Source organism: Tenacibaculum adriaticum (assembly GCF_008124875.1).
Lineage (GTDB): Bacteria > Bacteroidota > Bacteroidia > Flavobacteriales > Flavobacteriaceae > Polaribacter > Polaribacter adriaticus.
The window spans coordinates 495,953-512,626 of sequence record NZ_VNIA01000001.1 but is presented as its reverse complement, the minus strand read 5'-3'; the positions used below and the strand labels follow the sequence as shown (position 1 = coordinate 512,626).

The following is a 16,674-nucleotide window of genomic DNA, read 5'->3' as shown; positions in this document are numbered from 1 at the left end:
TATTCATCTGCAACACTATTTCCTTTAGAATCACAATAGTTTAATGGTGGCGTTCCTGTTGTAGTAACATTCGTTGTCGCTGCTGTTCCACTTCCTCCTCCTGAACATTTAGCAGAAACGTTAACTGTATATTGAGTTCCAGATAACAATCCTGATGCATTAAAAGTTGTTCCAGATACATTACTTGTATTTCCACCGATAGTAACATCATAAGATGCAGCTCCTGATACTGAGTTCCAAGAAACAGTAAAGCCATTGTCTCCAACATTTGAAGTCGATAGGCCAGAAGGAGCTCCTAATGCACATGCCTGCACAAACTCTTCTCCAACATTCACTGCATAAAAAGCATTCGTTGTTGAAATTACTTCTTGAGAATTAACTCCATATAAATCCGTAGCCGCTTGAATTGCTCCAGCTCTTGCATCAGCAAAGGTTGAGCTAGGTGATAAATAATTAGCTTCTAAACGATATGTAATTTTTGCTGCTTTAGTCATCCCAATTCCAGTTACGTTAAAAACGTCACCTACATCGTTTGTTCCATTACCACCTACAGTTAATAAATAAAACCAATAATTTAACACTCCGGAGTTTGTATGAACTCCACAATAATCATTAAGATTTGTAGGTGTACCACAATTTGGGTTTTGCCAATTTGTACCACCATACGTGTCTGGTTGACCTTCTGAAGTTGGATTACTCATAGAGCGCAAAGCAGCAGAACCGCTTCGCCTATCAATTTCATCTCCAATTAACCATACTGAAGCGGAAGGATTTAAATCATTTCCATTCCCCTTTGCAAAATGTTCAACAGCTGCTCCCCAAATATCTGAAAAACCTTCGTTTAATGCACCTGACTCCCTTTGATATGCTAAATCTGCAGTATATGAGCAGACTGCATGACCAATTTCATGTGCAGCTACATCGATAGATGTTAAAGCATCGAAATTTCCGTTTCCTTCATTACCATTTGAGGATCCGTCTCCATAAGACATTACTGAACCATTCCAGAATGCATTATCATAATTATTATCTACATGTACATAACTTCTAATTTGTGCTCCACTCCCATCATAACTATTTCTACCGTGCTCTTGTTGCCAGTAATCAAAAGTCATCATTGCTCCCCAATGAGCATCTAATGCGGCATCATCTTTATTTGTGCTATGTTCAGCTGTTGTCCAATTATTATCACTATCTGTGAACTGATCATAATTTGTTACATAAGGATATGTTGATCCTGGCGCTTGATGTTTAGCATCTCGAGTATATATTTTTCTTGAAGCATCACTTAAAATATAATTAGATCCACTTAAAGCAGTTTCAATATTTTTTACTCCACTATAACGTGTTTCTGCTATAGCAGAAACAAATGCTGTAGCTACTGTAGTTGTTTTATTTACTTTATCAACATGTTTTGCTTCACTTCCGTGACCAAACTTTTCTGCGTGCTTAATAATTGCGTTATAAAACAATACTTCTCCATTTTGAGCATCAATATATAAATAACCTCTACTTAAGGGCTTCGTTGCAAAAATGTCAAATTTATAAGCTAAACGCGCATCCTTTTGTCCGATAACTTCACCCGGTAATAGTAATAATTCACCTTCTGGTTTTTTATAGTTATCCATTTCTTTTGATGCTTCTGGGAATTCCCACATATACTTTTCTGCTCCAGTATGTTGAATTGCTTTATTAAAAGCTACTTGTTTTGATAAGTTTGGTGTTAAATTTTCTTTTTCTATTCTAAAAATTTTACCTGAAGCAGATTGAACACTTCCGTTTTTAGCATGAAAGTTGTATTGTCCAAATTCAACTTTAATTCCTTTATGAAATTGTTGTTGTTTCTCGTGGGTAAAGCCTAAATCATCATTATTAATTTTTACTTTTTTTAAAGAACTGTTTTTTAATTCAAAATCTTGAATTATAGCTTCTTTAGCTTGAGAAACGGAATAATTAGATGATTTTTTAAACATGACAATAGAGGGGTTTCCTCTTTGGTCTAAAATTTTCTTTTTAATTTGAAGTTCATTTTTTTGTGCATTAACAGTACCTACTGCTAGCAAAGAAAAAACAAAAGCATAACTTAAGTAATTTTTTTTCATTTAATCGAAGGGTTTAAGTTTATATTAAATTTAACTTAATATTTCAGGGGATTTAAGGCGAAAATCTTGTTAAAATTCTTAATTTTTTGTTAAGATAACGGTAAATATATAATTTTATTAACAAAACAAAAACATTATTTTAACATTTTAATCCTTGTCTTATAAATTTCATAGCAATTTATTAATCCTTATTTTTGGAAAACTATTATGGTAAGCGCAAAAAACATATCTATTTCATTTTCAGAAAACAAGGTTGTAAATAACATCTCTTTTGAAATAAAACCCAATAATATACTAGGTGTTGTGGGAGAAAGTGGAAGTGGAAAATCAGTTACTTCTTTGGCTATATTAGGATTGCTTCCAAAAGCAGCAAAAGTTGAGGGAGAAATAATTTTTAATAAAAAAAAATTATTATCCTTTTCTGAAAAAGATTTTCAAAAAATAAGAGGTAAAGAAATTGCCATGATTTTTCAAGAACCTATGAGTTCTCTGAATCCAACCTTAACTTGTGGCTTTCAAGTTGTTGAAATTTTACAACAACATACAAATTTGTCTCCTTCAGAAATTCAAACAGAAGTAATTTCTCTTTTTGAGAAAGTAAAATTACCAAGACCTGAGCAGATTTACTCTTCATATCCTCATCAAATTAGTGGTGGACAAAAACAACGAGTTATAATCGCTATGGCAATAGCATGTAAACCTAAATTGTTAATTGCAGATGAACCCACAACCGCATTAGATGTAACGGTTCAAAAGGAAATTATTCATTTACTTAAAGAACTACAACAAGAAAATGGGCTAAGTATTTTATTTATTACACATGATTTAGCATTGGTTTCTGAGATTGCGGATGAGGTTGTGGTAATGTATAAAGGAAGTGCTATTGAGCAAGGAAATGCAAAAGAAATATTTCTTAATCCTAAAGAAAATTATACAAAAGCACTTATTAATTCGAAACCTAATTTAAAAAACCGCTCAAAAACACTTCCCACAGTTACTGATTTTATTAATAATACAATTGATTATTCAATATATTCTGATGAAGAGCGCTCAAAATTTCACCAAAAAATATATAACCAAACTCCATTATTAGAAGTCTACAATTTGAAGAAGGAATTTTTTTCTAAAGAAAGTTGGTTTACCAAACCAGATATAATTAAAGCTGTTGACGATGTTTCTTTTAAAATTTATGAAGGAGAAACTCTCGGATTAGTTGGTGAAAGTGGCTGTGGAAAAACAACTCTCGGACGTACAATTTTACAACTAGAAAAGGCTACTTCTGGACAAATTAAATACAAAGGACAAGAGATTACCCATCTTTCAAAATCTGAATTTAAAAACTTACGAAAAGAAATTCAGATTATTTTTCAAGATCCTTTTTCTTCTTTAAATCCGAGAATCCCTGTTGGGAAAGCTATAATGGAACCGATGAAGGTTCACGATATATTTTCATCTTCGAAAGAAAGAAAAGAATATGTTTTAAAACTTCTTAAAAAAGTAGGATTAGAACCTGAACATTTTTATCGTTATCCTCATGAATTTTCTGGCGGACAAAGACAACGAATTGGAATTGCTCGCACAATAGCTCTTCAGCCTAAATTAATTATTTGTGATGAATCTGTTTCTGCTTTGGATGTTTCTGTACAAGCTCAAGTGTTGAATTTGTTAAATCAACTTAAATCTGAATATAAATTCACATATATATTCATCTCACATGATTTATCTGTTGTTAAATACATGGCAGATCAACTAATGGTAATGAATAAAGGAAAAATAGAAGAAATTAATGATGCTGATATTATTTATCAAAATCCGAAAACAAGTTATACTAAAAAATTAATTGATTCTATCCCAAAAGGGATATAATTTAACTGCTTTACACATCAATTCCTCTCTTTTTATATCGATGAATTAGTAGTATATTGCAACGTTAAAACGAAAAGAAAAAACATGAAAATTATAGTGCCAATGGCAGGAATTGGATCGCGTTTGCGTCCACATACACTTACCACACCTAAACCATTAACTGTTATTGCTGGAAAACCAATTGTACAACGTTTGGTTGAAGATATTACCTCTGTTGTAAATCAACCCATAGATGAAATAGCTTTTATTATTGGCCCAACAACAAAAGGGTTTCCTGAGAATACCAAAGAAGAGCTTTTAAAAATTGCTGATGCTCTTAATGCAAAAGGATCTGTTTATGTTCAAGAAGAAGCTTTAGGAACTGCACACGCTATTTATTGTGCAAAAGATTCATTAAGCGGTCCTTGTGTGGTCGCTTTTGCCGACACTTTATTTAAAGCAGATTTTACCTTAGATGCAAACGCAGATGGCGCAATTTGGGTAAAACAAGTGGAAGATCCTAGTGCTTTTGGTGTTGTAAAACTAAAAGACGGTGTTATTTCTGATTTTGTTGAAAAACCAAAAGACTTTGTTTCTGATTTAGCCATTATTGGCATATACTATTTTAAGGATGGAGATAAGGTTCGTGAAGAGATTAAATACTTGTTAGATAACAATTTAAAAGAAAATGGTGAATATCAATTAACCAATGTGTTGGAATCGTTAAAACAACAAGGTGCTCAATTTATACCAGGTAAAGTTGATGCTTGGATGGATTGTGGAAAAAAAGACCCAACAGTAGATACTAACAAACAAGTTTTAGGCTTTGAACATGCAAGTGGTAATAATTTAGTGTCTGCCGACGTTGTATTACAAAACTCTGAAATTATACAACCTTGTTTTGTTGGTAAAAACGTAGTCTTAAAAAACACCAAAATTGGTCCGTTTGTTTCAATAGGAGAAAATAGTGTTGTTGAAAATTCAACAATTACCAACTCTTTAATTCAAACAAATGTTGTAATTTCTAACGCAAATTTAGATAATGCTATGATTGGGAATCATGCGAAATATAATGGAAAATATACATCTGTAAGCATTGGTGATTACACAGAACTTATATAAAGAACAAAAAACAATAAGTTTAAACTCAAGAATCAAGGCAAGCATATTATTTCTAGTCTTGATTCTTTCGTCTTATGCCGTTTTTTCTCAAGATAGTATTGTTCTGCAAAGCAGTATTAATGAAAAAAAGAATTTAGATTTTCAAGAATATTTTTTTAATGCGATTACCGAAAAAGCAATTGAAAATTATCAAAAGGCAATTGAAAATTTAGAAGAGTGTAATTTAATAATTCCGAATAATAAAGCCGTTTTGTTTGAACTTTCTAAGAACTACTTACAATTAGATAAAATTCCGGAAGCGTTAGAGTATGGATACCAAGCATTGAAAACAGACCCTGAAAATCTTTGGGTTTTAGAACATCTTGTTACAATTCATAAAAAACAAAAAAAATATAGCAAAGCAATTAAAATTCAAGAAAAAATAGCTAAAAAATATCCGAAAAAAAAGCAAGAAATTGTCTATTTACATTTGCGAAATAACGATACAAATTCAGCTAAAAATCTATTGACTGAATTAGCAGATGCTAAAATGTTAAATTCGAGATTACGAAGAATATATAAGCGTTTAATTAAAACTAAAAAAACTCCTGTTCAACAAGAAAATGTAGTACTAGAAAATACTGAAAGCTCATTAAAAGATCAGTTTCTTAAAAACAAGTCTTTTGTTTTTCTAAAAAACTTACTGAATCAATTTGATAAAGAAAATAATCCTGAATTACAACAATACAGTAATGAAGGGATGCGTTTATTTCCTGCACAACCTTTGGTTTATTTAATGAATGGAAAAGCACATAATCGAAAAAATGATTTTAAAAAAGCTATAGAAACTTTGCAAAACGGCATTGATTTTGTAATTGATGATGTAGAAATGGAAAAACGTTTTTATACCGAACTGCTTAAATCTTATAAAGGTTTAGGCGATGATAAAAACATAAGTAAATATCAAAAAAAATTAAAATTATAAATGAAGATTTTTAAATATATTTTTGTTTTTTTTATCGTTTTTAGCTCTTGTAAATCAAGTAAAGCAATAAGTGGTAAGACTTCTTTTGTTAAAGAATTATCAGCAAAAAAAGTAGCAAAAAAACACGTGGCTGAGAATTTTAACAAAAAAACAATTGACGCTAAATTAAAAGTGAATTACAAAGACTCTAAGGAAGATCTTGGTTTTTCTGTAAGAATGAAAATAAAAAAAGACGAAGTTATTTGGTTAAAAGGAACTAAAATCATTACGGTCTTCAAAGCAAAAATAACCCCAGAAAAAGTCAGCTTTTACTCACCTTATAAGAAAAATTATATTGAAGGAAATTTTTCTATGTTGAAAAAAATGTTAGGTACGGATATTAATTTTCAGCAACTGCAAAACCTGTTATTAGGGCAAGCTATATATGATGTTAAATCAGAAAAACATGAAGTCGAAATTGTAGAAAAAGCATATCAATTACACCCTAAAAAACAGCCTGTTTTATTTGATCTTTTTTACTGGGTTAATCCCTCTAATTTTAAGTTAAATAAACAATCGTTGGTTAATGAGTTTAAAAAACAGCGATTAGATATTTCATATCCAAAGTATTTAAAAAGGCATCATGTTTCTTTTCCTGAAAGAATAAATATTAATGCGCAAGAAAAAAATAAATTTACAAATATTAATATTAGCGTTCGTTCTATTATTTTTGATGAAGAAGTAAGTATTCCCTATAAAATTCCTTCAGGATATAAAGAAATTAAACTGTAATGAGAAACAAGCTTTTTTATATATCTTTTTTATTTTTTTTTGCTTCTGTAACCATTTCTTTTGGGCAAAGTAGAAGACAACTCGAAAAAAAGAGGAAAAAACTAAATAAAGAGATTGAAAAAGTAAACACCTTACTTTTTAAAACCTCAAAAGAAAAAAGTAATGCTCTAGATGATTTAAAGGACATCAATCAAAAAATCACGGTTCGAGAACGTTTAATAGAAACAATCGAATTAGAAACTAAGGAAATATCTAAAGAGATTAAAGAAAATGAAAAAAAACTCGATAAATACAATCTAGAACTTACCAATTTAAAAGCCGATTACGCAGATATGGTTTTTAAATCATACAAAAGTAAATCGCAACAAAGTAAAACCATGTTTTTACTGTCTTCTAAAAGCTTTTATCAAGCTTACAAGCGAATTAAATATATGGAGCAATACAAAGACTACCGTAAAAAACAAGGAGAAGAAATTGTTGCTAAAACAAAGTTAATTGAAAAGTTTAACGATTCTCTTTTTCAGAAAAAGAAGGCAAAAGAGCTGTTAATTATTGAAGAAGAAAAGCAGAAAAATCATATTGAAGGTGATAAAAAAGACCAAGAACAAATAGTTTCTAAAATTAAAAAACAAGAAACAAAGTATAAAAATCAGCTTCAACAAAAAATTAAAGAAGAAAAAATAGTTGCCAATAAACTTGATAAAGTTATTCGTGAAGCAATTGCAAAAGCTAATAAAGCCAAAAAAGGAAAAGCTAAAAAAAATGAACTTTTACTAAATGCCGAAGAAAAATCTTTAAAAGCTAATTTTGAACAGAATAAAGGAAAATTACCGTGGCCTGTAAATGGATTGGTTACACGTAAATTTGGCGTGCAACCTCATCCAACATTTAAAGGAATTAATATCAATAGTACAGGGTTACATATTCGTGGTAAAAAAGGAGATAATGCCAAAAGTGTTTTTAATGGTAAGGTGTTGGCTATTCAATTATTATCTAAAGGAAGAAAAGCAGTTTTAGTACAACATGGTAGCTATATTACTGCTTACAATAACCTTAAAGACATCTATGTAAATAAAGGTGATGGAATTAAAACAGGAGATACTTTAGGTAAAATTTTTACCGACAAAGTTACTGGTAAAACAGACCTTGTTTTTGTGTTATTTAAAAATACAGAACGTTTAGATCCTTCAGATTGGATAGAAGATAAATAATGAAAAACGCTACAAATTTTATTATCATAACTACAGCAATTATTGTTGTTCTGGTTGTTGGTAAAGGAATTTTAATTCCTTTTATTTTTGCGTTAATTTTTTGGTTTTTAACTCGAGAAATACGAAAGACTATTTATCGTTTACCTTTTGCTAAAAAATTTATACCGAAATGGTTAAGTAATATTTTAGTATTTACATTAATCGTTTTAGCCTTTGGTTTTGTATCAGAAATTATTACCAACAGCATTACAGAACTTACCACATCTTATAGTAAATACGAACCTAATGTTGAGAAAATTATTAATAGCTTAACTGGTTATTTTCATGCAGATTTTATCACATCGGTAAAATCTGTTATTGGAGATTTTAACTATGGGTCTGTTCTAGGGAATATTGCAAATGGTATTAGCGGATTACTGGGAGATACTTTCATGATCGTTATTTATGCATTGTTTATCTTTTTAGAAGAAGCTAGCTTTATAAAAAAGTTACATAAAATTTTCTCTACAGAAAAAGCCTATGGTAGTATGAAAGCTATCTTAACGAAGGTAGAATATTCTATTTCAAATTACTTACGTTTAAAAACCTACGTAAGTTTACTTACGGGTGTTCTAAGTTATATCGTTTTAGTATTAGTTGGAGTAGATAGTGCGCCTTTTTGGGCTTTTTTAATATTCCTTTTGAATTATATTCCAACGATTGGATCGTTAGTAGCCACTGTATTTCCCGCTATATTTAGCTTAATACAGTTTGGTGAGTTTACCCCTTTTATAATCGTATTAATTGCTGTCGGTTCTGTGCAAGTAATCGTTGGTAATGTTGTTGAACCACGTGTCTTCGGAAAATCTTTAAATTTAAGTCCGTTAGTTACGATACTAGCACTTGCCATTTGGGGAAAAATTTGGGGAATTACTGGCATGATTTTATCAGTACCTATAACGGTAATTATGATTATCGTCTTTTCTCAATTTGAAAAAACATTACCCATAGCAATTATGTTATCTGAAAGTGGAGAGATTGATAAAACAAAAGAGTCTTTGTAAAAACTACTCTGTAAACAACGCTTTTAGCTCTGTAGCTTCATTTGGCTTCATTCTTCCCGCTAAAACTAAACTAAGTTGTTTTCTTCTTAAGGCTCCATCAAAACGTTGCTTTTCAAGTGCTGTTTCTGCTTCAATAGGCGGAACCGGAACTGGTTTCCCTGTTTCATCTACAGCGACAAACGTATAAATACCTTCGTTTACCATTGTTTTTTCACCCGATTGACGGTCTTCTATCCAAACATCTACATAAATCTCCATAGACGATTTAAAAGCTCGGGAAACCTTCGCTTCTACAGTAACTACACTTCCTACAGGAACAGACTTTGAAAATGCAACATGATTTACAGATGCTGTTACCACGGTTCTTCTAGAGTGACGTCTTGCCGCAATACTACAGGCTCTATCCATTCTAGCTAGCAATTCTCCTCCAAAAAGGTTATCTAAAAAGTTTGTTTCACCAGGTAAAACGAGGTCGGTTAGTACAGTTAGTGATTCTCTAGGTGTTTTTGCTTTCATCAGTAAAATTTTGCGCAAAGATATATAATCACTTATAAAAAGTGATCTTCTAAATAGAATTTAAAAAATAGAATTAGTCGAACTTTTTAATCAACAGCCAAGCATCTTCAGAACCACTGTTTTTAATTGTACGTAAAGCGGTTTTAGCTTCTTGTCTTTTTTCAAAGCTTTCAAAAGAAACCTGGATTAAACCCCATTCATTTAAACCTAAAATACGAGCATTATATCCTTTTTCTTTTAACTGATTTACTTTTTTAGTAGCATTTTCAGTTAATTGAAAAGCACCAGCAATAACATGAAACTCTTTTGGATTAACTTTATCAAAATTTAAATTGATGGTTGGTAATGGATTATCTATTACAAACGTTGCAGATTGAATTTTTTGCTCCACTTGTTCCTGTTGTTTTGCAAACTCTTTTTGCTGTTGTATTTGATTGTATTGATTAAAACTGAAAGTACCAACCGTAAGTAAAATAGCAGCAGTCGCAGCATATTTTACAAAAGCAGGAATTCCCTTTTTTGCCTCTTCATTAGAAGTCTCTTGAACAGGAATTAATGGTTTTACTTCTTGTTTAAATCTTTCTATAACAGGAGATTTAACCGTAGAAAAACCGAATGATTCAGACAGGAAATTTGTAGTTGTATTCGGTTCAAAAATCAATTGTTTTTCATCATTTAAAGATAATCTACCTACAGATGCTATTTCAATTGATTTTGATTGTAATTCTGTTTGCCACTTTAAAACTGATGAAACAATAACATCATTCGCTCTTTCAAATGAAATATTTTCTACAGAAGCAATATAATTTGCCAATAAACCGTCATTATGCTTTAAATGAATATTAAAACTTAATTGTTTTGTTGGTGGATGAAATGTATGTGTGTGGTTATTTACAACTGCACTAATTTTATTGGTTACAAAACCTCCAAAATTGGGTACAATTACACAATCATATCTGTATAGTAAATCATTAATATAGTTGGCTAAACTCATGAAAACAAAGTTACTTTTTTTGTTCACTTTTACAACTGTTCTACCCTAATTGTTATCAACAAATATTTTGTATATTGATTATCAATTTTTTGAACATGAATAAAGATGAACTAATAGCGATATTACGGTTACAAGCAACTCCAAAAGTTGGTGATATTATTGCCAAAAAACTCATAAATACTTCTGGAAGTGCAACACAAGTGTTTAAAGAAAGTAAATCTTCTTTATTAAAAATTGATGGAATTGGCGCTCAATTAATTTCTCATTTATTAGATAATAAAAATTTAAAAAAAGCAGAAACTGAATTCAGTTATATTGAAAAAAGTAAAACCCAATATTGTTTTTTTAAAGATAACGATTATCCTGAAAACCTTAAACATTGCATAGATGCGCCAATTTTATTGTTCAAGGATGGAAATCTTAACTTAACTAACCCACGAATCATTTCTGTTGTAGGTACCCGAAATATAACTTCTTATGGACGTGATTTTTGTAATGAACTCATTAAAGATTTAGCAGTATACAACCCGACTATTGTTAGTGGTTTTGCTTACGGAGTAGATATTTGTGCACACAAAGCAGCTATAAAAAACAAACTACAAACTATTGCTGTGTTAGCGCATGGATTAGATGAAATTTACCCAAAAGTTCATAAAAAACACATTCCTGCTGTAAATGAAAATGGTGGATTCATTACCGAGTTTTGGCATGATGAAAAACCACTTCGAGAAAATTTTTTAAAAAGAAATAGGGTAGTTGCAGGAATTTCGCAAGCGACCATTGTTATAGAATCTGCTGAAAAAGGTGGTTCATTAGTTACTGCAGACATTGCCAACTCTTACAATAGGGATGTTTTTGCGTTGCCTGGAAGAGCAAGTGATTTATTTAGTAAAGGATGTAACAACCTCATCAAAAACAATCAAGCTCATTTATTAAGCTCTGCAGAAGATATAGTGAAAATGTTGAATTGGGATGTACATAAACCAACAAAACAGATACAAGAAAAACTGTTCTTTGAACTTAATGACGATGAAGAAAAAATCTATACCTATTTAATCCAAAACGGAAGACAACTCTTAGATGTTATTGCCTTAGATTGTAATATACCTATTCATCAATTATCCTCAATTCTTATTCAAATGGAATTAAAAGGAGTTGTAAAACCGCATCCTGGAAAAATGTTTGAAGTCTAGTTTTAATTATTGTTTTTAATTATTTGATTAATTAAATTCCCTTTATTCGAGATTCCTTGAATATAAAAAACAATATTCTTTTGATTTAAATATTCATACTTCTTTAATTTAAAAGTTATCTTTTCTTCAGATTTGTTTGCTCTTAAAACGGGTTTCCAGTCTAACTCTTGTATTTCATTAAAATTTTCGGGGTTTAAAGTAGGAGAGTAATATTTTTTTGCTCTGTCATATCCGTTTTTAATAATAAATTGTTTAAATAAATTTTCAATGTTTTTTTTGTAATTTTCAGTAGTAAATACTTGAATTTTTTTATTTCCTCTTCCTTTTGGTTGTATTGCTATATCTTTAACTTCATTCATCCTTAAAAACACGTTAGATAATTCATTTGGTTCAATTCCTTTTCCATCAATAAATAAAAAGGCTAATTTATTTACTCCAACAGACAAATAATTTAATGGTCCTTTACTCTTTTTTATTATAACACCTTCTTCATTAAAAAGAAATGTCATTAAATTAATCTTTTCCTCTTTATAGTTTTGGCTAATTTTTAAAGGGTAATACTTACCAATATCCCAAACAATAGATTTATATTTTTTTACAAATTTTTTTTTCTTTAAATATTTTTCACTTCTCTTTTTTCCTTTAACCTCAACTTCATCTAACTTTATAATATCAGAATTAATAAAATAATTTTCATCTAAATCTGAGTGATGTGTGTATTCTGATAAATGTTTTACCTTAGGATTAAAAAAATTTCTTACAGTATCCATTTTTATTTTTTTTGGTGAAAGAGCTTCGTTGTTTTTTATAAAAGATACTTTAACTGTATCTCCTTTGTAAATCAATAGTTTTTTAAAATTAAAATCATTGTTCCCTATTAAACTTACTTTATCTATCAACTTTTCTTTTGATGAAATTAAAGCTAATTCGTTTGTTAATACTGGAGACAAGCTCCCTTTTAAATTAAACCCTAATTCAAAACTATATTTATACTTAGGGTTTAAATCAGAAATCATTTTTGTTAAATCATATTTACTCCATCCTTGAGTTAATAGTAGTAAATCTAAATGTTCTTTTCTTTTGGCATTTTTTTGATTAAAATAATGTGAAGGTTCTTCTATATACCCTTTGACAAAAGGAGATAAATTAAACGCATTAACAATGTTTACTTCTGGATTGAACTTATAATATTTGTCTAATAAAACCGATACACTAGCGTTAACATTTAAAAGCTCTTTATTTGTGTCATATATTGTTAAACCATAAGTTATAGAATCTATTTCTTCTGATATTTTTTCTAGTTTAATAGCACTTTCCTTATTACTTTTTTCAATAAAAAATTTTCGCTCAGAAATAGGTTCATTATTCTTAAATAGAGTTACTGTATTTACACCATTTAAAAATATTCTTTTATCAATATGTAATGTTTTAACCTCTCTTCTTTCAAATTTAGGCAGTTGAAAATAGTCTATTAACTGGTTTTTTTGGTGAAATAAAACAATATAATTATTATCATAATTAGTTTTTATAAATTGTCCTTTCAATTCTATTTTAATTGAATCTTTATTTTTAGTTAAGTTCAATAATACCCCTTCTTTTTTAGCCAAAGGAACCTCTATATTAATAACAGTATCTTTTAAAATTACCGAGGCGCTATAATTTTGCCCTTTTTTATAAAAAAAAGACGTTTTAGACATTCCTTTATGTTCATTTTTAAATTTGGTTACCTCTTGTTTATTAAGTGTTATTATTTTAGCGCTATAATCTACTCCATAACCATTTTTAGTAACTTTTATTCCTATTGTATTTTTAAAACCTTCTAATAAATATCCTCCCTCTGGAAACAATTGAATATCATACTTATTTTTAAAGGGTTTGTTAATTTTAGTATTCCCTTTTGCTGTTATTTTTTTGAAGAAATAATTATCACCTCCAAAATTCTTCATATAATTGGTATATGCTTGTATATAATATTTTGCGCCTTTTTTAGTTGAGGGTAATTGTATTTGGTTAACCCCAATGCCTTTATTTATCAAAACATTTTTAGATATAATTAAATCCCCTTTCTCGTTTAATAAGTTAACATACAAGAGTGTTGTATGTTGAGAGGGTTTATTTTTATTTCCAACCACATAGGCTTTAAACCAAATTATATCATCAGAATTATAAATTTCTTTATTTGTATGTATATAAACTTTTTCAGAAAAAAGTGGTTCTTTTTGTAATGGTTTTATTACAGAATCAATAAAACTACTTTGAGCATTTAAATTGCAATGAATAATAAATAAAATGATAAGACTCTTTTTCATTTTCTAAATATAAAAAACAAGAATTAAAAATACCTTTTTAATAAACTAAATAATTAACTACACCCACGAAAAATGTTTGAAGTCTAGTTATATCCATTCCTTTTGTTTTATTTTTGAAGAAAATCATTGTAGATGGCATCCGAAGAAAAATTAATGTCTAAAAAGAAACCTGCGTTTCCTGTAAATCATTTTTTAAATGACTATTTGGTAGAGCATGGTAGAAACATAAAAATTCCGATTTTTTATGATGATTTGTTGCGTTTTCAAGGTTCAATTGTGGTGTATGATAAAAATGATGAAGACACGCTTTGGATTCGTGTGTATTATTCTGATTTTGAGCGTAAAGAAATTGATTTGAATTTAAAAATGGTCTATAATATTTTACACTCAAACGGTAATTTAGACAATATTCAATACTTAAGTGTTGATGCAGTAGATTACTGCACTTTTGGTAATTCGAAGCCTTTTCGAGTAAAAGTACGTAATGTTTTAAATGACAATTACACCTATTTCTATGTTAAAAAAGCGGATGCTTCTCGTGTTTACGGATTAGAACTCGAACATATTTTATCGCCCTACAACCTCAACTTTTTAGTGTATAAAGACACATTGATAGAAGAACATATAGCAGGGATACCAGGGGATATATTTATTAAAGAAGTACTACCTAACTGTTCGGAACCTGAAAAAGCACAGATTGCTAAAGAGTTTGTAAAATTTAATGAGCGTTGTATGATTCGTTTGTTGGGAGATATGCGTTCGTATAATTATGTAATTGTAACGACACACGATTTTGACCATGTAGTGTATAAAATTCGCGCAATTGATTTCGACCAACAATGTTTTGAGGGAAAGTTTAAAGTATATTATCCACAGTTTTTTAAAGAGAATTATCCCATGGTGCAATTGGTCGCCGATAAATTATTAGAAAACTCTATTGAACAGTATAAATTGGAAGAACGGTCTATTGTTGCAAAACGAATTTTATCATCCGAAGATCGAGTGAATCAATTGATTTTTTGCATGAAAAACGACACAATATCGACTGATGAAAACGTTGAACTTCTTAAAAAACAAGTATATGATTTTACGAAAGATATTACTTTTAAAAAAAGTAATAATATGGGGGAAATCTTAGAAAACGCACTCGATTTTGTCCGCCGTAATTATGAAGATGTTTCGATGATACGTTAAGTTATTTTTACTTCGTCTTGCTTCTAAGACTCTCAATAAACACAGTAGCTAAAATCAAGGATCCTCCAAAAAAAGTATTTAGTGTTGGTATTTCGTTTAAAAACAAAAAAGCTAATATAATTCCGAAAACAGGCTGTACACTACTAATGATACTTGCGGTAGATACTGAGAAAAACTGGAATGAATGTACCATTAAACTGTGTCCTATCGCTGTAGCCAACAATGCTAATAATAACAGATATGGGTATTGAGTTTCAAACCCTGAAACATCCATAAAAAACAACACAGGAACTAAGAAAACAGTAATAATGAATGTTTGATAAAACATTAACATAATTCCGTTATATTGAATTACATATTGTTTTAAAATAAGTATTCTAATTGAATAGAATAGTGCTGATAACAATCCGAATAAAACCCCTTGCATATTACTGCTTTCAATATTAAAATCAGGTGCTAATAAGTATACCCCTAGTAAAACTAATACTCCTAAAAGGATATGAATTGGGTTAAATTTTATTTTAAAAAAAAGAGGTTCTAAAAAGGCAACCATAACAGGAAATGTATATAAAGACAATATTCCTATAGCAACATTTGCTTTTTTTAAAGCATAAAAATAGGTAATCCAATGAGCTGCCGTAAAAAAAGCACTAATTATAAATGGTGCGTAATGTTTACTTGATTTAATAAATAAATTAATGCTTTTATATTTACAATAAATGAATAAAAAAACCATAGCAAACGCCGAACGAAACCAGACAATAACCTCAGATGGCATGGCTATATACTTTCCTAATACACTAGAGGTACTTATAAAAAAAGCAGCTAATATTAACCCTGATAAGTTTTTAATGTGATTGTTTTCCATTAATTCTTCTATTAGATCGTTTAAAAAATATTGCAACAGCAATATATAAAATAGAAGGGATACCAATCCAAATAAGTTCACTCGATATTACTTTGAGTCCTCTTTCACCGAAAAATCGTTCAACGCCAATAGGAGAAACCTGAATAGGCCTCCAAGGAAAGAAATAACGAGTATTGTTAAAAGGTGAAAAAAATGCAACGCCTAACCCGCCTGTTGTTAAAGCGTCTAAAATTCCGTGAGATGCTGTACATAAAGTAAAAAACAAAATATATAAACCTCCATTAAAACTAAAAGTCTGTTTTCTATAAAACAATACTGTAACAAGACCTCCTAAAATAAATGCGAATAAAATTGAGTGAGAAAAACCTCGGTGCCCCCAAAAACTATGGTATTTAATATCAAAACTAAAACCTATAACATCTGCATCGGGCAATATTGAGCATAAAACCCCTAATATCCAAAATTTATAACTAATCATGGTTTTAGAAAAACTCTTCCCTAAAGCAATTGCGGTTATTGCATGCCCAAATATTGATGCCATT

The 16,674-nt window shown here is 29.7% G+C and carries 14 protein-coding genes; 8 read left to right on the top strand and 6 right to left on the bottom strand.

Going from position 1 to position 16,674, the window contains the following annotated elements:
- Positions 1 to 2,102, bottom strand: a 2,102-nt coding sequence (locus C7447_RS14705) for a M4 family metallopeptidase (RefSeq protein WP_170245874.1), incomplete at its 3' end; no start/stop codon positions are given.
- Positions 2,103 to 2,309: 207 nt separating this feature from the next.
- On the opposite strand from C7447_RS14705, the gene C7447_RS02370 reads away from it, so the two are divergent.
- From C7447_RS02370 to C7447_RS02345, 6 genes are all read left to right on the top strand, one after another.
- Positions 2,310 to 3,968, top strand: coding sequence for an ABC transporter ATP-binding protein (locus C7447_RS02370; RefSeq protein ID WP_148868579.1), 1,659 nt, complete (start codon positions 2,310 to 2,312; stop codon positions 3,966 to 3,968).
- A gap of 84 nt (positions 3,969 to 4,052) precedes the next feature.
- A complete protein-coding gene (locus C7447_RS02365; RefSeq protein WP_148868578.1) occupies positions 4,053 to 5,069 on the top strand; it encodes a sugar phosphate nucleotidyltransferase in 1,017 nt (338 codons plus the stop codon).
- Positions 5,047 to 6,033 carry a tetratricopeptide repeat protein gene (locus tag C7447_RS02360; protein WP_170245854.1) on the top strand — a complete coding sequence of 329 codons (987 nt, stop codon included), beginning with the start codon at positions 5,047 to 5,049 and terminating at the stop codon, positions 6,031 to 6,033. Before C7447_RS02365 ends, C7447_RS02360 begins: the two co-directional genes overlap by 23 nt.
- Entirely contained in the window at positions 6,034 to 6,804 is a 771-nt protein-coding gene (locus C7447_RS02355; RefSeq protein WP_148868576.1) for a DUF4292 domain-containing protein, read from the top strand. It abuts the gene before it with no gap.
- The gene (locus tag C7447_RS02350; RefSeq protein ID WP_148868575.1) at positions 6,804 to 8,015 is read left to right on the top strand and encodes a murein hydrolase activator EnvC family protein; all 1,212 of its coding nucleotides are present in this window, start codon (positions 6,804 to 6,806) and stop codon (positions 8,013 to 8,015) included. The genes C7447_RS02355 and C7447_RS02350 overlap by 1 nt, the downstream gene beginning before the upstream one ends.
- Positions 8,015 to 9,058, top strand: coding sequence for an AI-2E family transporter (locus C7447_RS02345; RefSeq protein WP_148868574.1), 1,044 nt, complete (start codon positions 8,015 to 8,017; stop codon positions 9,056 to 9,058). The genes C7447_RS02350 and C7447_RS02345 overlap by 1 nt, the downstream gene beginning before the upstream one ends.
- A 3-nt stretch (positions 9,059 to 9,061) precedes the next feature.
- Here C7447_RS02345 and C7447_RS02340 read toward each other — a convergent pair whose 3' ends face one another.
- Complete coding sequence (locus tag C7447_RS02340) at positions 9,062 to 9,574, bottom strand: acyl-CoA thioesterase (RefSeq protein WP_148868573.1); 513 nt, start codon at positions 9,572 to 9,574, stop codon at positions 9,062 to 9,064.
- Between the two features lie 73 nt (positions 9,575 to 9,647).
- A complete protein-coding gene (locus C7447_RS02335) occupies positions 9,648 to 10,568 on the bottom strand; it encodes an HU domain-containing protein (protein WP_148868572.1) in 921 nt (306 codons plus the stop codon).
- Positions 10,569 to 10,663: 95 nt separating this feature from the next.
- Between C7447_RS02335 and dprA the strand changes: the two genes are divergently transcribed.
- On the top strand, positions 10,664 to 11,761 hold the full coding sequence (dprA, locus tag C7447_RS02330) for a DNA-processing protein DprA (RefSeq protein WP_148868571.1): 1,098 nt from the start codon (positions 10,664 to 10,666) through the stop codon (positions 11,759 to 11,761).
- A 2-nt stretch (positions 11,762 to 11,763) separates the two neighbouring features.
- Here dprA and C7447_RS02325 read toward each other — a convergent pair whose 3' ends face one another.
- Positions 11,764 to 14,070 (bottom strand): hypothetical protein, encoded by a 2,307-nt coding sequence (locus C7447_RS02325; RefSeq protein WP_148868570.1) that lies wholly within the window; start codon positions 14,068 to 14,070, stop codon positions 11,764 to 11,766.
- 132 nt (positions 14,071 to 14,202) lie between these two features.
- On the opposite strand from C7447_RS02325, the gene C7447_RS02320 reads away from it, so the two are divergent.
- Positions 14,203 to 15,264 (top strand): hypothetical protein, encoded by a 1,062-nt coding sequence (locus C7447_RS02320; protein ID WP_148868569.1) that lies wholly within the window; start codon positions 14,203 to 14,205, stop codon positions 15,262 to 15,264.
- Positions 15,265 to 15,271: 7 nt separating this feature from the next.
- On the opposite strand, the gene C7447_RS02315 is transcribed toward C7447_RS02320, so the two are convergent.
- On the bottom strand, positions 15,272 to 16,132 hold the full coding sequence (locus tag C7447_RS02315) for a DMT family transporter (RefSeq protein WP_148868568.1): 861 nt from the start codon (positions 16,130 to 16,132) through the stop codon (positions 15,272 to 15,274).
- Positions 16,113 to 16,673 carry a metal-dependent hydrolase gene (locus tag C7447_RS02310; RefSeq protein WP_148868567.1) on the bottom strand — a complete coding sequence of 187 codons (561 nt, stop codon included), beginning with the start codon at positions 16,671 to 16,673 and terminating at the stop codon, positions 16,113 to 16,115. Before C7447_RS02310 ends, C7447_RS02315 begins: the two co-directional genes overlap by 20 nt.
- Position 16,674 lies beyond the last annotated feature (1 nt).